The sequence below is a fragment of the Mycobacterium sp. NGS57 genome, from assembly GCF_059812405.1.
Map to the genome: position 1 here is coordinate 402,978 of NZ_JCALCP010000001.1, position 18,751 is coordinate 421,728.

Consider the following 18,751-nt stretch of genomic DNA (forward strand, 5'->3'; position numbering starts at 1 on the left):
GGCCATTCTCACCAACCGTTGCGACCTGTGTTGCGCCGCTTGAGGTTAGTCGAGCAGCAGCGACTTGATGGTGACCTCGGCGGCCGGCGGCCCGTCCTCGCCGCCGCCGGCGACGCCGGCCTTGGCGATCTTGTCCAGCGTGGCCAGCCCGTCGGGCTGAATGGTGCCGAAGACGGTGTACTGGGGCGGCAGCTGGGAGTCCTTGTAGACCAGGAAGAACTGGCTTCCGTTGGTGCCGGGCCCGGCGTTGGCCATCGCCAGGGTGCCGCGCGGATAGACCACCGGCTCCTGCGCCTTGGGGTCGTTCGGCGGGTACTGGTCGGTCGGGTATTCGTTGGCGAACTGATAGCCGGGGCCGCCGGTGCCGTCGCCCTTGGGGTCGCCGCACTGCAGGACACCCAGCGACGCCGAGGTGGTCAGCCGGTGGCATTTGGTGCCGTCGAAGTACTTCTGGCCGATCAGGCTCGCGAAACTGTTGACCGTGCACGGTGATTCGTTGTTGGCCAGCATCAGCCCGAGGTTGCCCTGGCTGGTCGCCATGCTCGCGCTCACCTGCGCCGGCTCGGTCGGGACCTTCCCGGTGCGCGGCGGCTTGACCGGCTTGGCCGCCGGCTCCTGCGGGGTGGCCGGGTACTGGCAGTTGGCGCCCAGGTCGGCCGACGGCTTGAACGGCGGCAGCGCCGCGGTGGGCGGCGTCGGCCCGGCCGGCGTGGTCGACGACGGCGAGCTGGTGGCGGCGCCGCTGGTCGGGGCGGCCGAGGTGGTCTTGTGCTCGTGCTCGTTGGTGACGATCGCGATCACCACCGCGGCGATCACGGCCACCGCCACGATCGAGCCGCCGGCGATCACCGTGACGCGGCGCCTTTTGGCTTGCTTCGCGCGGCGCTCGAGCTGCCGTTCGAGTTTGCGCTTGGCTGTGGCGCGTCGCTGTTCGTTGGTCGGCACGGCCGGTATGCCTCCATGCTGGTCGTCGGGCCCCGGGTAGCCAGCCCAGGCTAATGTGGGCGCCGTGACCGGTGTCAACCGGGTTCCGTGGGAAACTGGGAACCGTGTTGATCACCGGATTTCCCGCCGGCATGTTGCAGTGCAACTGCTATGTGCTGGCCGAGCGCCCCGGCACGGACGCCGTCATCGTGGACCCCGGCCAACGTGCGATGGGTCCGCTGCGCCGCATCCTGGACGAGAACCGGCTGACCCCGGCGGCGGTGCTGTTGACCCACGGGCACATCGATCACATGTGGTCGGCCCAGAAGGTTTCCGACACCTACGGCTGTCCCACCTTCATCCACCCCGAGGACCGGTTCATGCTGACCGACCCGATCCACGGCTTCGGCCCGCGGCTGGCGCAGCTGGCGGCGGGCGCCTTCTTCCGCGAGCCCAAGCAGGTCGTCGAGCTCGACCGCGACGGCGACAAGCTCGACCTGGGCAGCGTGACCGTCAACGTCGACCACACGCCGGGCCACACCCGCGGTTCGGTGGTCTTCCGGGTGGCCTCCGATAAGGATCTCGTGTTCACCGGTGACACCCTGTTCGAGCGGTCGGTGGGCCGCACCGACCTGGCCGGCGGCAGCGGGCGCGACCTGCTGACGTCGATCCTCGACAAGCTGTTGGTGCTCGACGACGACACCGTCGTGTTGCCGGGCCACGGCAACGCCACCACCATCGGGGCGGAGCGGCGGTTCAACCCGTTCCTCGAGGGCCTGGGCGCGTGACGGATTTTGTTGCGCCCAAGGGCGTGCCGGATTACGTCCCGCCCGATTCGGCCCAGTTCGTCGCCGTGCGCGACGGGCTGCTGGGCGCGGCCCGCCGCGCCGGCTACGGCGACATCGAGCTGCCCATCTTCGAGGACACCGCGCTGTTCGCCCGCGGCGTGGGCGAATCCACCGACGTGGTGTCCAAGGAGATGTACACCTTCGCCGACCGCGGCGACCGCTCGGTGACGCTGCGGCCCGAGGGCACCGCCGGGGTGGTGCGCGCGGTCATCGAACACGGCCTCGACCGCGGCGCGCTGCCGGTCAAACTTTGTTACGCCGGGCCGTTTTTCCGCTATGAACGCCCGCAGGCCGGACGCTATCGTCAGCTGCAGCAGGTGGGCGTGGAGGCGATCGGCGTCGACGATCCGGCGCTGGACGCCGAGGTGATTGCCGTCGCCGACGGGGGTTTCCGCGCGCTGGGCCTGGACGGGTTCCGGCTGGAGATCACCTCGCTGGGCGACGACACCTGCCGTCCGGCGTATCGAGAACTGTTGCAGGACTTCCTATTCGGGCTCAACCTCGATGACGAGACCCGGCGGCGCGCGCAGCTGAACCCGCTGCGCGTGCTGGACGACAAACGCCCCGCCGTGCGCGCGATGACGGCCGACGCGCCGGTGCTGCTCGATCACCTGTCCGACGCGGCCAAGCAGCACTTCGACACGGTGCTGGCGCATTTGGACGCGCTCGGCGTTCCCTACGTCGTCAACCCGCGCATGGTGCGCGGGCTGGACTACTACACCAAGACCACGTTCGAGTTCGTGCACGACGGGCTGGGCGCGCAGTCCGGCATCGGCGGCGGCGGCCGCTACGACGGCCTGATGCGCGAACTCGGCGGACAAGACCTGTCCGGCATCGGATTTGGGCTCGGGGTCGATCGCACGCTGCTGGCGCTGCGCGCCGAGGGCAAGACCGTGGGGGAGGCCGCGCGCTGCGACGTGTTCGGGGTGCCGCTGAGCGAGCCGGCCAAGCTGCGCCTGGCGGTACTGGCCGCGCGGCTGCGCGCCGCCGGCGTGCGCGTCGACCTGGCCTACGGCGACCGTGGGCTCAAGGGGGCCATGCGTGCGGCCGACCGTTCCGGCGCCCGGATCGCGCTGGTGGCCGGGGACCGCGACATCGAGGCCGGGACGGTCGGGGTGAAGGACCTCTCGTCGGGGGAGCAGGTATCGGTCTCGACGGACTCCGTCGTCGCCGACGTGCTGGGGCGGCTGGGCCGGCCGCGAGCCTGACCGCACCGCGAAACTCCGCGCGACTTTTCGCGGTGCGGTTAGGCTCGCGTGAGAAGCGCGTCGGCACCGGCGACGGCGACGGGGAGGCCATCATGAAGCACTACATCGTCGGGGCGCTGGCCGCCGCGCTGATGGCCGCCGGACTGATCGCCGCGGCACCGCCGGCCAGCGCCGGCTGCCTCTACGGGGGACCCGTGCTCAGCAAGTGCGACGGGCCCCTCCAGCCCGACGGCACCTGGGAGCGCTGCGTCGCGGTCACCCAGCTGGTTCCCCACGGGGCCAGCTCCTACCTGGTGCCCGACAAGCACTGCGGCGTGATGGGCCCCGGGCAGACGCTCGGGGGCCTCGACGGCGACCCGCCGACGCACATCGACGGCTGAGCCGCATCCCCACTTGACTTCGCATCGAACGATTGTTCGAATAGAGGCATGCGCTGGGCCAACCAGGCCGTCACCGCCGACGACGGGGCGCTGCCGGGACTGCAGCGGATCGGGCTCGTCCGCAGCGTGCGCGCGCCGCAATTTGAGGGCATCACGTTCCACGAGGTGCTGTGCAAGTCGGCGCTCAACAAGGTGCCCCACGCGGCGGCGCTGCCGTTCCGGTACACCGTCAACGGCTACCGCGGCTGCTCGCACGCCTGCCGCTACTGTTTCGCCCGCCCCACCCACGAATACCTGGACTTCGACCCCGGCGCCGACTTCGACACCCAGGTGGTGGTCAAGACCAACGTCGCCGAAGTCCTCAAGCGCGAACTGCGCCGGCCGTCGTGGCAGCGGGATACGGTCGCGCTCGGCACCAACACCGACCCCTACCAGCGCGCCGAGGGCCGCTACGCGCTGATGCCGGGCATCGTCGGCGCGCTCGCCGGATCCGGCACGCCGCTGTCGATCCTGACCAAGGGCACGCTGCTGCGCCGCGACCTGCCGCTGATCGCCGATGCGGCCCAACACGTTTCGGTATCGGTCGCGGTGTCGCTGGCGGTCGGCGACCCGGACCTGCACCGCGACGTCGAGCCCGGCACCCCGACACCGCAGGCGCGCCTGGCGCTGATCGCCGCGATCCGCGACGCCGGCCTGGGCTGCCACGTGATGGTCGCCCCGGTGCTGCCGCACCTGACCGACTCGGCCGAGCACCTCGACGCGCTGCTGGGCCAGATCGCGGCGGCCGGCGCCACCGGCGTCACGGTGTTCGGGCTGCACCTGCGCGGCACGACCCGCGGCTGGTTCATGGGTTGGCTGGCCCGCGCGCACCCCGGGCTCGTCGGCCGCTACCGCGAGCTCTACCGCCGCGGCGCGTACCTGCCGCCGGCCTACCGCGACGCGCTGCGCGAGCGGGCCGCTCCGCTGATCGCCAAGTACCGGCTCGGCGGGGATCACCGCCCGTTCCCGAAACCCGCCGCGCCGCAGCCGTGCCAGCAGACGCTGTTTTAAGACCGCGGCTTGGTCAGGGTGAATTGATCGATCGCGACGACGCCGCCGGACGGCCCGCGCAGCGCGTAGTGCGTGGCCTTGATCGAGGTGTTACCGCCGGGTGGGCCCGGATCGACGTCGAAAGCCACGAAGCCGTAAGGGTTGTCGCGGTCGCGAAACGCCGACCACGGCGCATCCTCTAACACGTAGATCGGCGCCTTGCGGCCGATGCCGGGATCGAACCCGCCCACGCCGGTCAGCACCCGGCAGCGCGGCTCGGGGAAGAAGAACCCGTTGCTCGGCGCCGAAGTGCCGCCGCCGCCGATGACGAGGTGCACCGTGCCGCGGGTCGCGTCGATGACGTCGCTGCGGGTGTCGACGGGGACCGGCGTGCGGGTGTCGGTGCCCAGCGTGCCGCGCAACGGGTGCGACCGCTCGTAGTGGTGCTCGTGGCCGCACACCACCAGATCGACGTGATACCGGTCGAACAGCGGCAGCCATTCCTCGCGGATCCCCAGGTCGGCGCCGTTGGACCGGTCGGTGGTGGAGATCGCGGTCTGATGCATGCACACGACGACCCAATCCACCTGCGGGTCCCGCCGCGCATCCGCCAGTTCGGCCGCGAGCCAGCGCTTTTGCTCCCCGCCGGAGTAGCCGTGCACGTAGGAGTTGCCGCCGTCCTGGTAGGCGACGTCGTCGTTGGCCAGGCTGATCACCCGCACCGAGCCCGCGGTGAACCCGTACCACAGCCCGCGGGTCTGCGGGCTCGACCCGGAATCGGGCAGCGCGAAGTACGTCTGATATGCGGCGTAACCGATTGGCCCGTTGCCCAATTCGTTCTCGTGGTTGCCCGCGGCCGGCATCCACGGCCGGTAGCGCGCCGAGCGGGTGTTGTTCTCGAACCAGTTCGACCAGCTGCGGATCCGGTCGTTCGCCAGGTTGGCGTAGCACAGGTCGCCGTTCACCAGGTTGAACAGCGGGCCGAGGCGTTCGATGGCCAGCGTGGTGTCGGCGGCCGCGGGCGATCCGATGTTGTCGGTCGCGAACCGGCCGTCGGGCATCCTGGCCAGCGCGGGGGTGGACTGGTCCCCGAAGCTGGTGAACCGCAGTGGTTTTCGCCCGCTCGGTGCGGTCCGCACCGTGCCCTGGGCGGGCTCCGCCCCGTCGTGCAGCGCGGCGTACACGTAGTCGGTGTCCGGGTCCAGGCCCGTCAGCCGCGCGTGGTTGACGCGAACCTCGGTGCCCGACTTGGCGTCTCGGTAGGTCCGCGTTTCGGCCGCGACGGTGCGCCCGAACCCCGCAGCCGGGGTGCCCAGCATCACCCGCGGATTGCGCACGGCCTCGGTGGTGTGCCAGGACACCACCACCTCGGTGGCGGCCTGCCTGCCGAACTGCAGGTGCAATCCGGTCACCGGCGGCGCGCCGTTGCGGTCCGGCTGCGACCACACGGCCGGCCCGTGCGGATGTGACCACAGCAGCACCGCCCCGCCGCCGAGGGCGGCCGAGGCCGCGCTCGTCGTCAGAAACCTGCGGCGGGTGATCGCCGGGTCGTCGCTCATGCGGCCCAAGGTAACGAATCCGGTAGCGTTTTCGATATGACGAGTGTGCGAAAAGTGACCAGCAAGGTTGCCGTGGCGACGTTTGCGGCGGCCGCAGCCGCAGCCGCAGCCGTGCCCGGGACCTCATCCGCGGATCCGGCCGGCCATCAGGTGACGTACACGGTGACGAGCCCGAACAACCTGACCGCCACCGTCAACTACGTGAGTTCCGATCCGCCCAGCCAGGCCGCCTACAACGCAGACGCGTCGAAGTTCATGACAAGTGTGCAGGCGCCGCTGAGCGGGGGAGCGCCGGTGACCTACACGGCCACCTTGGCGAACCCGACCCAGTGGGCCAGCGTCACCGCCAGCGGCATGCTGCACTGGCCGGATTCGGGCAACGGCCCCGCGTCGTTCCACTGCGAGATCGCCGTGGACGGCCAGGTGGTCGCGCGCCAGGATGCGACCACCACCGTCACCTGCGCGGCGCGGCCCTAGCGAGTTAGCCGGCGGCGCCGTTCGCGACCACGACGACCTCGGCGGGCTTGGCGCCGACAGCGCGGATCTTGTGGCTGACCGACGCGTCGAAGTAGGCGCTGTCGCCCGCGCCCAGCGCGATGCTCTGGTCGCCGTACTCCAGCTCGACCCGGCCGGCGTGGACGAAGACGAACTCCTGCCCGGTGTGCTCGGGATGGGGATCGTCGCTCGGATTGCCCGTAGGGCGAACCACGAACGGCGACATGGACTTTCCCAGCAGCGATGACGCCAGGACCCGGTAGCGCTCGCCGCCGGCGCCGCCCGGAGCCCGGTCCACCGTGATCTTTTCCTCGGCCGCCTCGTCGGAGAACAACCGGCCGACGTCGACGTCGAGCGCCCGCGCGACCCGCAAGGCCACCGCGATCGACGGCGTGCTCTGGCGGCGCTCGATCTTCGACAGATAGCTCTTGGTCAGCCCGGTCTGGGCGGCGAGTTGCTCGAGGGTCAGGCCGCGTTCCCGGCGGACCGCGCGCAGTAGTGCCGTCACCCGACCCCCTCTCATGACACGAAGTTTCCTAACTGCTACCATTGTGTCATATGGCCACCTCGTTCAGCGATTCGAAATCCGACCTGATGCGCCGGGCCGCCGAGCAGCTGACCGCCAACGTCGCGGATTCGCAGCTGAGCATCCGGCAGAAGCTGGCGCTGACCTGCCGGGCGCTGTTCGACGCCGGGCATGATTCCGGGCTGGCCGGGCAGATCACCGCCCGCGCCGAGGACGACGGCACTTACTACACGCAGCGGCTCGGCTTGGGGTTCGACGAGATCACCGACGCCAACCTGCTGCTGGTCGACGAGGACCTCAACGTCCTCGACGGGGACGGAATCCCCAACCCCGCCAACCGCTTTCACAGCTGGATCTACCGCGCGCGGCCCGACGTGCAATGCATCGTGCACACCCACGCCTTCCACGTGGCTGCGCTGTCGATGCTCGAGGTCCCGCTGATCGTCTCGCACATGGACACCACCCCGCTGTACGGCGACTGCGCGTTCCTTCCCGAGTGGCCGGGCGTGCCGGTGGGCAACGAGGAGGGGGAGATCATCTCGGCCGCCCTCGGCGACAAGAAGGCGGTCCTGCTGGCCCACCACGGCCACGTCATCGCCGGCGCCAGCGTCGAGGAGTCGTGCTCGCTGGGCATCCTGATCGAGCGCGCCGCCAAGCTGCAGCTGGCCGCCATGGCCGCCGGCAGGGTCAAGGAACTGCCCGAGCGGCTGGCCCGCGAGGCGCACGACTGGACGCTGTCGCCGCAGCGCAGCCGGGCCAACTTCGCCTACTATGCGCGCCGGGCGCTGGCCCGCCACCCCGACGTCCTGACGAGCTAGAAGGAGCCCCGTGCCCGACATCCACGGCATCATCGCCTATCCGGTGACCCCGTTCTCCGGTGACGGAATCGATACGGGGCGGCTTGCCGCGCTCGTCGAGAAGCTCGTCGCCGACGGCGCGCACGGCATCGCCCCGCTGGGCAGCACCGGCGAGCTGGCCTACCTCGAGGAGCCCGAGTCCGATGCCGTCGTCGACACCACGATCGCCGCGGTCGGCGGGCGGGTGCCGGTGGTGGTCGGCGTCTCGGATGTGACCACCGCCAAGACGGTTCGGCGCGCGGTGTACGCGCAACAGGCCGGGGCCGACGCGGTGATGATCGTGCCGGTGTCGTACTGGAAGCTCACCGAGCGCGAGATCGCCCAGCACTACCGCAGCGTCAGCGACGCCATCGAAATCCCGATCATGGCCTACAACAACCCCGCCACCAGTGGCGTCGACATGCGCCCCGAACTGCTGGTCGAGATGTTCGAATCCATCGACAACGTCACCATGGTCAAGGAGTCCACCGGCGACCTGACCCGCATGCAGCGCATCGCCGAGTTGTCCGGCGGCCGGCTGCCGTTCTACAACGGCAGCAACCCGCTGGTGCTCGACGCGCTGAAGGCCGGCGCGTCCGGATGGTGCACGGCCGCACCCAATCTGCGGCCCCAACCGTGCATCGACCTGTACGAGGCGGTGCGCGCCGGAGACCTCGACACGGCCCAGGCCCGCTACGACGACCTCAAGCCGCTGCTGCAGTTCATCGTCGCCGGTGGGCTGGCCACCACGGTCAAGGCGGGCCTGGACCTGCTGGGCTTCCCGGTCGGCGACCCGCGGCTGCCGCTGCTGCCGCTCGACGAGCAGGGCCGCGCCGAACTGAAGGCGCTGTTGGCCGGCTAAAAGCTAGATGTTGGTGGCCGAGAAGGTGTCGCAGCTGTTCGGGTCGCCGGTCTGGTAGCCGGTGGTGAACCAATGCTGGCGCTGCTCAGCCGAACCATGCGTCCAGCTTTCGGGGTTGATGTGCCCGGTTGACTGTCTCTGGATGCGGTCGTCGCCGACGGATGCCGCGGCCGACAGCGCGGCGCTGATGTCGTCGTCGGTCAGCGGGTTCAGGAACGGCGTGCCGTCGTTCTGCTTGACCGTCGACGCGTAGTGCGCCCAGACCCCCGCGTAGCAGTCCGCCTGCAGTTCGGTGCGCACGCCGTTGCCGCCCGCGCCCTTTGCGCCCTGCGAGGCGCGGCCCAGCACCCCCCGCAGGTTCTGCACGTGATGGCCGTACTCATGGGCGACGACATATTCCTGCGCGAAAGCTCCGTTGCTGGAATGCAATTGCCTGACAAGCACATCCTGGAAGAAGCTGGTGTCGAAGTAAGCCGTCTTGTCCACCGGGCAGTAGAACGGCCCGACGTCGGTGGTGGCCATGCCACATCCGGTCGACACCTGATCGCTGAACAGTCGCACTTTCGGGCGGGTATAGCTCGGCATCAGCTGATGCCACACCGCGTCCACGGAGTTGCCGGTGGCGACGACGCGGCACTGTACGTATTTGTTGGCGTCGGCCCCGGTCTTGCACTGGCTCAGGTCGAAACCGGGCGCCGAATAGCCGCTGTCCATCGGCTGCTGGCTGACGACGCCGCCCGGGTCGACGCCCAGGAACATCGCCACGACGAGGACCAGCAGCCCGACGCCGCCGCCCCCGATGGCCATGCCCATCCCGCCCCCGCCGCCCGACGACGACGCGGCGCTGGTGTCGATCTGCATGCCCTCGTTGAACGTCATCGCGCGCTCCTAATGTTGCCGGGTTGCCGAGAACCGGGCGTCGGTGTAGCTGCGCAGGTTGCGCAGAAAACGGCGCAGCCCCAGGTTCAGCAGCGGCGCGACCAGCGGCATCGCCCACCGCGACGGGCCGGCCGGCTGCTGCGCCATGGTCCACGTCAGCCGGCAGCCACCCGCGATGACCTCGACGCGGTAGTCCTCGGCGAACGCCTGGATGGCCTGCGTCGAACACTCGTTGAACCGGAACGCCATGCGGCTGAACGGTTCCCACGCCAAAAACTCTTCGTTGCCCACGAGGCCGCCGCGCATCTCGACCGTGCGGGTGGTGCCGACGCCGAACGGCGGGGGGCTGGTCCACGTCACCTTGGTGATCACGCTGGCCCAGCGCGGCCAGGACCCGGCGTCGGATAACACCTCGAACAGCTGCTCGGGCGTGACCGCGAGGTCGACGCTGTTTTGAAAGCGGAACCGCGCGTTGTCGACGAAGTCCAGGCCGACGCGCTCGCAGGGGAACATGGATCTAACTTAGCCGGGCCCGTCGCTGGTGGCGGCCAACAGCGGCACCAGGATGTCGCTGATCGGGGTCGGCAGGCCGTGGGCGCGGGCCTTGCGGATGATCACGCCGTTGCGGATGTCCCACTCCTGCGGGCGCCGGTTTTCCCGGTCGGCCAGCATCGAGGTGCCCATGTCCTCGGGGGCGCTGCGGAACATCCCGACCATCTCGTCGACGGTGTCGTCGGGCAGCCGGGCGCCCTCGGCCCGCGCGACGGCCAGGCATTCGGCCACGTAGCGGCGCGACAGCGCGGCCACGTCGTCGCGCCGGAACATCCCGGATCGCCGCCCGGTCAGCACCATGAGCCCGGCCAGCGCGTTGACGAGCAGCTTGCGCCAGGCCGCGGTGACGAAATCGGGGTCGCAGTCCACCTCGCAGCCCGCGCCGCGCAGCAGCTCGGCGACGCTTTCCGCCGCCGGTCCCGACGGCAGCACCAGTCGGGCCGGGGTGCGCAACCGGACCCAGCCCCGCGGATCCGTTTCGGCGCCGTACCACACGATGCCCGGGACGACGGGCGACGCCGGGCAGTGCGGCTGGACCTGCTCGATCTGCTCGACGCCGTTCTGCAGCACGACGACGACGGTGTGTTCGGCGCACAGCCGCGCCAGCCAGCGGGCCGCATCGTCGTTCTGGGTGGCCTTGACCGCGAGCACCACCACGTCGACCGGGCCGGACACCTGGCCCGGGTCGGTGTGCACCGGGCCGGGCACGACGATCGGGTCGGCGCCGTCGGGCCGCAGCTCGACGTTGTCGCGGGGGGTGCGCCCGCACAACAGCACCGGATGCCCGGCCCGGTGCAGCAGCGCGGCGACCGTGGTGCCGACGGCGCCGGGGCCGACGAGTGCGATGTTCGTGGCGATAGGAGCGAAATTACACGGCCCCTTAGACTGATCAGTCGTTCAACCTAAAGGGGAGTGTTTGTGCTGCGCAGCCACGCCGCTGGTTCGCTTCGGAAGGGCGACGCCGGCCAGCAGGTGACGTTGGCGGGCTGGGTGGCCCGTCGCCGCGACCACGGCGGGGTCATCTTCATCGATCTGCGGGACGCGACGGGCGTCGCGCAGGTGGTGTTCCGCGCCGAGGACGTGCTGGCCCAGGCCCACCGGTTGCGCTCCGAGTTCTGCGTCGCGGTCACCGGCGTCGTCGAGATCCGCCCGGAGGGCAACGCAAACCCCGAGATCGCGACCGGCGAGATCGAGGTCAACGCGGCGTCGCTGACCGTGCTGGGCGAGAGCGCGCCGCTGCCGTTCCAGCTCGACGAGCCCGCCGGCGAGGAGCTGCGGCTGAAATACCGCTACCTAGATTTGCGCCGCGACGGCCCGGCCGCGGCGATCCGGTTGCGCTCCAAGGTCAATGCCGCCGCGCGCGCGGTGCTGGCGCGGCACGACTTCGTCGAGATCGAGACGCCGACGATCACCCGCTCGACGCCCGAGGGCGCGCGCGACTTCCTGGTGCCGGCCCGGCTGCACCCCGGCTCGTTCTACGCCCTGCCGCAGAGCCCGCAGCTGTTCAAGCAGTTGCTGATGGTGGCCGGGATGGAGCGCTACTACCAGATCGCGCGCTGCTACCGCGACGAGGATTTCCGCGCCGACCGCCAGCCCGAATTCACCCAGCTCGACATGGAACTGAGCTTCGTCGACGCCGAGGACGTCATCGCCGTCTCCGAGGAGATCCTGACCGCGCTGTGGGAGCTGATCGGCTATGCGATCCCCACGCCGATCCCGCGGATCAGCTACGCCGACGCCATGCGGCGGTTCGGCTCCGACAAACCCGACATGCGCTTCGGGCTGGAGCTCGTCGAGTGCGCGGAGTTCTTCTCCGACACCACGTTTCGCGTCTTCCAGGCGCCGTACGTCGGCGCGGTGGTCATGCCGGGCGGGGCCTCGCAGCCGCGGCGCACCCTGGACGGCTGGCAGGAGTGGGCCAAACAGCGCGGGCACAAGGGCCTGGCCTACGTGCTCGTCGGCGAGGACGGCGAACTGGGCGGTCCGGTGGCCAAGAACCTGTCCGACGCCGAGCGCGGCGGGCTGGCCGCGCACGTCGGGGCGAAGCGGGGGGACTGCATCTTCTTCTCGGCGGGTCCGGCCAAGCCGTCGCGGGCGTTGCTGGGTGCGGCGCGCGGCGAGATCGCCAAGCGGCTCAACCTGATTGACGCGGGAGCGTGGGCGTTCGTGTGGGTCGTCGACCCGCCGCTGTTCGAGCCCGCCGAGGACGCGACCGCGGCCGGTGACGTCGCCGTCGGCTCCGGGGCGTGGACCGCGGTGCATCACGCGTTCACCTCGCCCAGGGCCGAGCACGAAGGGTTGCTCGACGGCGATCCCGGCGGCGTGCTCGCCGACGCCTACGACATCGTCTGCAACGGCAACGAGATCGGCGGCGGCTCGATCCGTATCCACCGCCGCGACATCCAGGAACGGGTGTTCGCGGTGATGGGCCTGGACAAAGCGGAGGCCGAGGAGAAGTTCGGATTCCTGTTGGAGGCGTTCACTTTTGGCGCGCCCCCGCACGGCGGCATCGCGTTCGGCTGGGACCGGATCAACGCGCTGCTGTCCGGGACGGACTCCATCCGCGACGTGATCGCCTTCCCCAAGACCGGCGGCGGCGTCGACCCGCTCACCGACGCGCCCGCGCCCATCACCGCCCAGCAGCGGCGCGAGTCCGGAATAGACGCCAAGCCGGAGAGGGTTGAGCAAACATGACCCGCGCCGGCGACGATGCAGCGCGAAGCAATGAAGAGGAGCGGCGCGCATGACCGAGATGCCCGACAGCGAGACCATCAACGCCTTCAACACCAGCATCATCGACGAGTTCCGCGCCAACGCCGGAAAGGTCGGCGGCCAATTCGCGGGCGCCGACCTGCTGCTGCTGACCACGACGGGCGCCAAGTCCGGCAAGCCGCGCGTGTCGCCCCTGGCCTATTTCCGCATCGACGGCAAGCTGATCGTCATCGGATCGTTCGCCGGCGCGCCCGTCAACCCCGCGTGGGTGCACAACCTGCGGGCCAACCCGGCCGCGCGGGTGGAGGTGGGCACCGACTCGTTCGACGTCACCGCCCGCGAGCTGCCCGCCGCCGAGCGCGACGAGCTGTTCGGCCAGATCGCGGCGGCGGCACCGGGATTCGCCGAGTACCAGTCCAAGACCAGCAGGGTGATTCCGCTGATCGAGCTGCAGCCGGTCTAACTTGCGCGCCGGCGGCAAGCGGCTTCGCGCGGTGTGGTTCAACCTCGTGCAGGCCTCGGTCGCCGCGGGCCTGTCGTGGTACCTCGCGCACGACGTGCTCAGCCACCCGCAACCGTTCTTCGCGCCGATCGCCGCCGCGGTGTCGCTGTCGGTCAGCAACGTGCTGCGCGCGCAGCGCGCCCTCCAGATGATGCTCGGCGTGACCCTGGGCATCGGCATCGGCAGCCTGGTGCAGTGGCTGCTGGGCCCCGGCGCCATACCCATGACGGCGGCCGCGCTGATCGCGCTGTGCGTCGCGGTGTTCATCGGGGGCGGCTTCATCGGCCAGGGGCAGATGTTCGCCAACCAGACCGCCATCTCGGCGATCCTGGTGCTGGCCCTGTTGCGCACCGACGTCGGCTTCGAGCGCATCTACGACGCGCTGCTCGGCGGCGCGGTGGCGATCGTCTTCGCCCTGGTGCTGTTCCCGGCCCACCCGCTGACGGTGCTGCGCAGCGCGCGCGTCGGCGTGCTCGGCGTCCTGCAGAGCGTCCTGACGCGGGCCGCGGACCTCGCCGCCGGACGCCGGGAGGCCCCCGCCGACTGGCCGCTGTCGGCCGTCGACCGGGTGCACCAACAGCTCGGCGGGCTCATCGAGGCGCGCACCTCGGCCCGCCAGGCCGTCCGCATCGCGCCGCGGCGCTGGGGCCTGCGCGCCGCCGTGTCGGCCGCCGACCACCAGGCCGTCCACGTCGCGCTGCTGGCCGGCTCGGTGCTGGAGCTGGCCCGCGCCGTCGCGCCCGGCGCCGGCGCACACGACGCGCTGGCGGTGCTGGCGGCGGCGACGGCCCTGGCCGACCCCGACCCCGCGGGCGCGTGCGCCTACCTCGCGTCCGCGCGCCATCACGTCTCGCGGCTGCCATCGAGTGCGCTCGCCGACGCCGTGCGGGCGTGCATCGACGACTTGCAACGGGTCATCGACCTGCGCTCAGAGTGAATCGGCGAGGAATTCCTGGACGAGCTTCTTCGGCGCCTGCGTCAGCCACGCCTCGGTGATCACCTCCGCGAGGTCGCGCACCGCGATCTCGCCCAGCCGGACCAGCACCGCCGGATAGCCGTCGAAATGCGGGGTGGTGAAGTAGACGCCCGGCTCGTCGGCGATCAGCGCGAACTTGACGCCCTCGTCGGACACCCGGACGCCGAGGATGTCGCCCTCGGGGGCGTCCACGCCGCTTTGCGCCAGCGCGTCGCGGTCCGACGAGCGCAGCGGCCGCTCCCAGGCCAGCAACTTCTTGCCGACCCGCCATTCGCGCGGGGACGGCTCCGAGGTGAGCGCCAGTTCACCAACGATGTGGGCGACGTCGCTCCACGTGGCCACCCCACAATTGTGCTCCGATTACGGCGCGATCGGCCCGCGATCGGCAAACAGGTCGCGGCTACCCGAACTGGGGGCCGGGCGGTGGGCCCGCCGGATAGCCCGGCTGCTGCAGCGGCACGACCTGTCCGCCGGCGAGCTTGCGGTAGGTGTAGACCAGGATGAGCATGGCCACGGGTCCGCCGACGAGCAGGCCCACCAGGCAGAGCAGCGCACCGACGAAGACGGCGGCCGCCTGGACCAGCCAGGACAGCAGGGCGTTGCCGAAGTTCGACGCGACGGTGCTGAAGCTGGACTTCAACGCGTCGATGACGCCCTGCGACCTGTCGACGACGAACGGCATGACGAACTGGGCGAAGATGCCCACGACGATGCCGCCGATGATGAAGATCGAGCCGATCCCGGTCAGAATGCCGACGACGATCGCGGCGAGAATCACCGTGCCGAGGTTGCGCGGCTTGAAGAACGAACCGATGCTCACGGGCCGTCCGTCGGCGATGTCCAGGCATCCGGTCACGAGGCCGGCCTGGGCGAACACCGCCACCGCGTAGACGAGCAGGTAGCCGACGGCGGCCAGGGCCATCCCGCTGGCGCTCACGTCCGTGCTGGTGACGTCGTAGCCGTCGGCGTTGGTCATGGTGGTCGTCGTGCCCATGCTCATGCCGGCGGCGATCAGCCCGTAACAGCAGGCCACGAGCAGCCCGTAGAGCAGGACGGACACCACCAGCGGCATGGCGTTCTGGGTGAACTTGCCCCACGCCCAACTGAACGCCTCGCCGATGCTGAACGGCGGGCCCTGCTGGCCCACCGGGGCGCCGTAGCCGGGCGGGGGCGCGCCGTAGCCGGGCGGCGGCCCGTAACCGGGAGGCGGGGGTGGCGGCGGCGCGCCATAACCGGGCGGGGGGCCGTAACCGGGCGGCGGCGGAGGCGGGGGTGCGCCGTAGCCGGGCGGGGGTGGATAACCGGGAGGGTTCTCGCTTCCCCCGTAGGGGGCGCCTGGGTACTCGGGGGGCTGGCTCATGTCCGTCCTAGCTGTCGGCTTGTCGGCACACGGCAACTTAACAAATAAGCGCCCGGGGCGCGCGCCATGTTTTCCCGTGTCGGGCCGCCCATCGCGTCACACCGGCGTGGTATGCCTGGAATCGTGTCCGACGGTCTGTTCGACCTCCCCGGCGCACCCCGGACAACGGGCCACGGCTTGGGCGTCTCGGCCGGAGCGCCGCTGGCCGTCCGGATGCGCCCGGCCTCGCTGGACGAGGTGGTGGGGCAGGACCACTTGCTGGCGCCGGGGTCGCCGCTGCGCCGCCTGGTCGAGGGCTCGGGCGTCGCCTCGGTCATCCTGTACGGCCCGCCCGGCAGCGGCAAAACGACGCTGGCCGCGCTGATCTCGCAGGCGACCGGCCGCCGGTTCGAGGCGCTGTCCGCGTTGTCGGCCGGCGTCAAGGACGTCCGGGCCGTCATCGATGCGGCCCGTCAGGCGCTCCTCCGAAGCGAGCAGACCGTGCTGTTCATCGACGAGGTGCACCGGTTTTCCAAGACCCAGCAGGACGCCCTGCTGTCCGCGGTGGAAAACCGGGTGGTGCTGCTGGTGGCGGCGACGACGGAGAACCCGTCCTTCTCGGTCGTGGCGCCGCTGCTGTCGCGGTCGCTGATCTTGCAACTGCGGCCGCTGACGCCCGACGACGTCCGCGCCGTGGTGCAGCGCGCCATCGACGACGAACGTGGCCTGGGCGGGCGCGTCGCGGTGGACGCCGACGCCGTCGACCTGTTGGTGCAGCTGGCCGCAGGCGACGCCCGCCGGGCCCTGACCGCGCTGGAGGTGGCGGCCGAGGCGACCGAGCGTGTCACCGTCGAGACCATCGAGCAGTCGCTGGACCAGGCCGCGGTGCGCTACGACCGCGACGGCGACCAGCACTACGACGTCGTCAGCGCCTTCATCAAGTCGGTACGCGGCTCCGACGTCGACGCCGCGCTGCACTACCTGGCGCGCATGCTGGTCGCCGGGGAGGACCCGCGGTTCATCGCGCGCCGGCTGGTGATTCTGGCCAGCGAGGACATCGGGATGGCCGACCCGAGCGCGCTGCCCACCGCCGTCGCCGCCGCCCAGACCGTGCAGCTGATCGGCATGCCCGAGGCCCAGCTGACCCTGGCGCACGCCACCATCCACCTGGCCACCGCGCCCAAATCCAACGCCGTCACCACCGCGCTGGCCGCGGCGATGGGCGACATCAGGGCGGGCAACGCCGGGCTGGTGCCGCCCCACCTGCGCGACGGCCACTACTCCGGGGCGGCCGCGCTGGGCAACGCCCAGGGCTACCAGTACTCCCACGACGACCCCGATGGCGTTGTCGCCCAACAATATCCACCCGACGAGCTGGTCGGCGTGGACTACTACCGGCCCACCGGCCGCGGCGGCGAACGGGAGATGGCCGGCCGGCTGGACCGGCTGCGCGCGATCATCCGCAGGAGGCGGGCATGAAGACCTTCACCGACGAGGAGATGGGCGAACTGCTGCCCACCGCCAAGGCCTACAGCGTCGTCATCCTCAAGCGCGGCCCCCGGTTCGGCGACGAGTCGTCGCCCGGGATCATCTGGGAGCACGGCCGGCGCAACTTCGGGCTGCGCGACGAGGGCGTGCTGCCGGTGGTGCTGCCGGTGGCCGACGAATCCGACGTGTGCGGGATCGGGGTCTTCGCGGCGACCGTCGGGCAGACCGCCGCGCTGATGGACGACGACCCCGGGGTGGCGGCGGGGGTCTTCACCTACCAGGTGCATCCCTGCCGCGGGTTCCCCGGGGACGCCCTGCCTTAGCGCTTGACTGGCGACTGCTCGAGCGTGCGGCTGGCCGCACGCTCGAGGCCGGCCGTGCGTCTGGCCGCACGTTCGGCAAGCGAGGCGACCTTAGCGGGCGCTTAGACCAGCTCGGGCACCCGCAGGCGGGCGATCGCCAGCTCGAACTCGGCCACGTCGATCACCTCGGCGCCCAGGTCCCGGACCCGCCGGCTGCGAAGCTCGGTGGCTTGGTCGCGGTTGCGGGCCATTGCGTCCATGCTGTCGAACGTCGAGCAGGACACCGCCCGCCGGCACGCCGGGTGATCGACCATCAGGCTGGCGCTGCAGAACCCGTCGAGGCTCTCCATCTCCGGGAGCACGAACATCCGATAGAAGTCGATGGCCCGGTTGACGTGACTGGATACCACCTTGAGCCAGGTGGCGCGCACGCAGGCGCCCTCCTGCGAGCGGTGGTCGCGGTGCAGCAAAGGGATGTCCCATTCCTCGACCCTGGCGCTGCCGTCGAACATCAGACCGGCCCGGTCACGGATGGGTGCCACCGCCGCGGCGCTCGCGCGCATCGATTGCAAGCTCTCCCACGAGCTGGTGGCGATGCACAGCCCGGATCGCCGGTCGACCAGTAGCGACAACCCGACATACCCCTCGATCTCCTGCAGCGCGGGCATGACGACATCGCGGACATGCGCAATGCCGATGTCGATGGACAGGGGTTGCGCCTGGATGGTGGTGGAGCGTGCGTACACGATCGGCCCCCCTCCTATGTCGGGGCGGCGCCCCGGTGGCGCCACCGGTCTCACCAGTTACCTTCCTCCTACCCGTGACCGCCCGCAATGGCTTTCGGGGACGCCGCCGCCGGTAGGCTTGACCGGGTGCATACCGATGTGCTGGAGGTGGACACCGCGCGTCGCCGCATCGTCGACGTGACCGATGCGGTGCGCCGGTTCTGCTTCAGCTACGGCGACGGCCTGTGCAACGTGTTCGTCCCGCACGCGACGGCCGGGGTCGCGATCATCGAGACCGGCGCGGGCTCCGACGACGACCTGCTGGACGCGCTGGAACGGCTGTTGCCCCGCGACGACCGCTACCGGCACGCGCACGGCTCGCCCGGCCACGGCGCCGACCACGTGCTGCCGGCGCTCGTCGCGCCCTCGGTGACGATTCCGGTCGCCAAGGGCGACCCGCAGCTGGGCACCTGGCAAAGCATCGTGCTGGTCGACCTCAACCGCGACAACCCGCGGCGGTCGGTGCGGTTGAGCTTTTTGGAGGGTTAGCGGCAGCGCCCGCGCCCGACGAATAGGCTGACCAAGCCGAACCCAACAGGAAGAAACGGA

General features: G+C 70.7%; 22 protein-coding genes. 13 read left to right on the forward strand and 9 right to left on the reverse strand.

The window, feature by feature from the left end; all coding sequences use genetic code 11:
• Nucleotides 1-45: 45 nt before the first annotated feature.
• Nucleotides 46-945 carry a peptidylprolyl isomerase gene (locus AC5Y43_RS02110; RefSeq protein ID WP_499968798.1) on the reverse strand — a complete coding sequence of 300 codons (900 nt, stop codon included), beginning with the start codon at nt 943-945 and terminating at the stop codon, nt 46-48.
• A gap of 104 nt (nt 946-1,049) precedes the next feature.
• Here AC5Y43_RS02110 and AC5Y43_RS02115 point away from each other — a divergent pair, with 104 nt between their 5' ends.
• From AC5Y43_RS02115 to AC5Y43_RS02130, 4 genes are all read left to right on the forward strand, one after another.
• Nucleotides 1,050-1,712, forward strand: coding sequence for an MBL fold metallo-hydrolase (locus AC5Y43_RS02115; RefSeq protein ID WP_499968800.1), 663 nt, complete (start codon nt 1,050-1,052; stop codon nt 1,710-1,712).
• Nucleotides 1,709-2,980, forward strand: coding sequence for a histidine--tRNA ligase (hisS, locus tag AC5Y43_RS02120; RefSeq protein ID WP_499968802.1), 1,272 nt, complete (start codon nt 1,709-1,711; stop codon nt 2,978-2,980). The genes AC5Y43_RS02115 and hisS overlap by 4 nt, the downstream gene beginning before the upstream one ends.
• A gap of 92 nt (nt 2,981-3,072) precedes the next feature.
• Nucleotides 3,073-3,360, forward strand: a complete 288-nt coding sequence (locus AC5Y43_RS02125) for a CDGP domain-containing protein (RefSeq protein WP_499969380.1) — start codon at nt 3,073-3,075, stop codon at nt 3,358-3,360.
• A 48-nt stretch (nt 3,361-3,408) separates the two neighbouring features.
• Nucleotides 3,409-4,410 carry an Rv2578c family radical SAM protein gene (locus AC5Y43_RS02130; protein ID WP_499968804.1) on the forward strand — a complete coding sequence of 334 codons (1,002 nt, stop codon included), beginning with the start codon at nt 3,409-3,411 and terminating at the stop codon, nt 4,408-4,410.
• Here AC5Y43_RS02130 and AC5Y43_RS02135 read toward each other — a convergent pair.
• Nucleotides 4,407-5,948 (reverse strand): purple acid phosphatase family protein, encoded by a 1,542-nt coding sequence (locus tag AC5Y43_RS02135; RefSeq protein ID WP_499968807.1) that lies wholly within the window; start codon nt 5,946-5,948, stop codon nt 4,407-4,409. The two genes, AC5Y43_RS02130 and AC5Y43_RS02135, sit on opposite strands and share 4 nt — an antisense overlap.
• Before the next feature lie 36 nt (nt 5,949-5,984).
• On the opposite strand from AC5Y43_RS02135, the gene AC5Y43_RS02140 reads away from it, so the two are divergent.
• Entirely contained in the window at nt 5,985-6,425 is a 441-nt protein-coding gene (locus tag AC5Y43_RS02140; RefSeq protein WP_499968810.1) for an Rv2576c family protein, read from the forward strand.
• 4 nt (nt 6,426-6,429) lie between these two features.
• On the opposite strand, the gene AC5Y43_RS02145 is transcribed toward AC5Y43_RS02140, so the two are convergent.
• On the reverse strand, nt 6,430-6,951 hold the full coding sequence (locus AC5Y43_RS02145; protein ID WP_499968812.1) for a helix-turn-helix domain-containing protein: 522 nt from the start codon (nt 6,949-6,951) through the stop codon (nt 6,430-6,432).
• Between the two features lie 50 nt (nt 6,952-7,001).
• Between AC5Y43_RS02145 and AC5Y43_RS02150 the strand changes: the two genes are divergently transcribed.
• Nucleotides 7,002-7,787: an aldolase gene (locus AC5Y43_RS02150; RefSeq protein ID WP_499968814.1), complete on the forward strand. Its 786-nt coding sequence runs from the start codon at nt 7,002-7,004 to the stop codon at nt 7,785-7,787.
• 10 nt (nt 7,788-7,797) lie between these two features.
• Nucleotides 7,798-8,667, forward strand: a complete 870-nt coding sequence (locus AC5Y43_RS02155; RefSeq protein WP_499968816.1) for a dihydrodipicolinate synthase family protein — start codon at nt 7,798-7,800, stop codon at nt 8,665-8,667.
• A gap of 3 nt (nt 8,668-8,670) precedes the next feature.
• On the opposite strand, the gene ypfJ is transcribed toward AC5Y43_RS02155, so the two are convergent.
• The 3 genes from ypfJ to AC5Y43_RS02170 are packed head-to-tail and all read right to left on the reverse strand — an operon-like array spanning nt 8,671 to nt 10,956.
• The gene (gene ypfJ / locus AC5Y43_RS02160; RefSeq protein ID WP_499968818.1) at nt 8,671-9,546 is read right to left on the reverse strand and encodes a KPN_02809 family neutral zinc metallopeptidase; all 876 of its coding nucleotides are present in this window, start codon (nt 9,544-9,546) and stop codon (nt 8,671-8,673) included.
• 9 nt (nt 9,547-9,555) lie between these two features.
• The gene (locus AC5Y43_RS02165) at nt 9,556-10,059 is read right to left on the reverse strand and encodes an SRPBCC family protein (protein ID WP_499968820.1); all 504 of its coding nucleotides are present in this window, start codon (nt 10,057-10,059) and stop codon (nt 9,556-9,558) included.
• A gap of 9 nt (nt 10,060-10,068) precedes the next feature.
• Nucleotides 10,069-10,956: an oxidoreductase gene (locus tag AC5Y43_RS02170; protein ID WP_499969381.1), complete on the reverse strand. Its 888-nt coding sequence runs from the start codon at nt 10,954-10,956 to the stop codon at nt 10,069-10,071.
• Between the two features lie 54 nt (nt 10,957-11,010).
• On the opposite strand from AC5Y43_RS02170, the gene aspS reads away from it, so the two are divergent.
• The 3 genes from aspS to AC5Y43_RS02185 are packed head-to-tail and all read left to right on the forward strand — an operon-like array spanning nt 11,011 to nt 14,249.
• Nucleotides 11,011-12,792 (forward strand): aspartate--tRNA ligase, encoded by a 1,782-nt coding sequence (aspS, locus tag AC5Y43_RS02175; protein ID WP_499968822.1) that lies wholly within the window; start codon nt 11,011-11,013, stop codon nt 12,790-12,792.
• A 49-nt stretch (nt 12,793-12,841) separates the two neighbouring features.
• Nucleotides 12,842-13,273: a nitroreductase family deazaflavin-dependent oxidoreductase gene (locus tag AC5Y43_RS02180; RefSeq protein ID WP_499968824.1), complete on the forward strand. Its 432-nt coding sequence runs from the start codon at nt 12,842-12,844 to the stop codon at nt 13,271-13,273.
• A 31-nt stretch (nt 13,274-13,304) separates the two neighbouring features.
• Entirely contained in the window at nt 13,305-14,249 is a 945-nt protein-coding gene (locus AC5Y43_RS02185; RefSeq protein WP_499968827.1) for an FUSC family protein, read from the forward strand.
• On the opposite strand, the gene AC5Y43_RS02190 is transcribed toward AC5Y43_RS02185, so the two are convergent.
• Nucleotides 14,241-14,630, reverse strand: coding sequence for an MmcQ/YjbR family DNA-binding protein (locus tag AC5Y43_RS02190; RefSeq protein ID WP_499968830.1), 390 nt, complete (start codon nt 14,628-14,630; stop codon nt 14,241-14,243). The two genes, AC5Y43_RS02185 and AC5Y43_RS02190, sit on opposite strands and share 9 nt — an antisense overlap.
• Nucleotides 14,631-14,688: 58 nt before the next feature.
• Nucleotides 14,689-15,648 carry a hypothetical protein gene (locus AC5Y43_RS02195; protein WP_499968832.1) on the reverse strand — a complete coding sequence of 320 codons (960 nt, stop codon included), beginning with the start codon at nt 15,646-15,648 and terminating at the stop codon, nt 14,689-14,691.
• A gap of 111 nt (nt 15,649-15,759) precedes the next feature.
• Between AC5Y43_RS02195 and AC5Y43_RS02200 the strand changes: the two genes are divergently transcribed.
• Both AC5Y43_RS02200 and AC5Y43_RS02205 read left to right on the forward strand, forming a co-directional pair.
• Nucleotides 15,760-17,106: a replication-associated recombination protein A gene (locus AC5Y43_RS02200; RefSeq protein ID WP_499968834.1), complete on the forward strand. Its 1,347-nt coding sequence runs from the start codon at nt 15,760-15,762 to the stop codon at nt 17,104-17,106.
• Complete coding sequence (locus tag AC5Y43_RS02205; protein ID WP_499968837.1) at nt 17,103-17,438, forward strand: hypothetical protein; 336 nt, start codon at nt 17,103-17,105, stop codon at nt 17,436-17,438. Before AC5Y43_RS02200 ends, AC5Y43_RS02205 begins: the two co-directional genes overlap by 4 nt.
• Before the next feature lie 101 nt (nt 17,439-17,539).
• Here the strand turns inward: AC5Y43_RS02205 and AC5Y43_RS02210 are convergent, their stop codons facing one another.
• Complete coding sequence (locus AC5Y43_RS02210) at nt 17,540-18,163, reverse strand: hypothetical protein (RefSeq protein WP_499968839.1); 624 nt, start codon at nt 18,161-18,163, stop codon at nt 17,540-17,542.
• Nucleotides 18,164-18,301: 138 nt separating this feature from the next.
• On the opposite strand from AC5Y43_RS02210, the gene AC5Y43_RS02215 reads away from it, so the two are divergent.
• Nucleotides 18,302-18,691, forward strand: a complete 390-nt coding sequence (locus AC5Y43_RS02215) for a secondary thiamine-phosphate synthase enzyme YjbQ (RefSeq protein ID WP_499969382.1) — start codon at nt 18,302-18,304, stop codon at nt 18,689-18,691.
• Nucleotides 18,692-18,751: the final 60 nt, after the last annotated feature.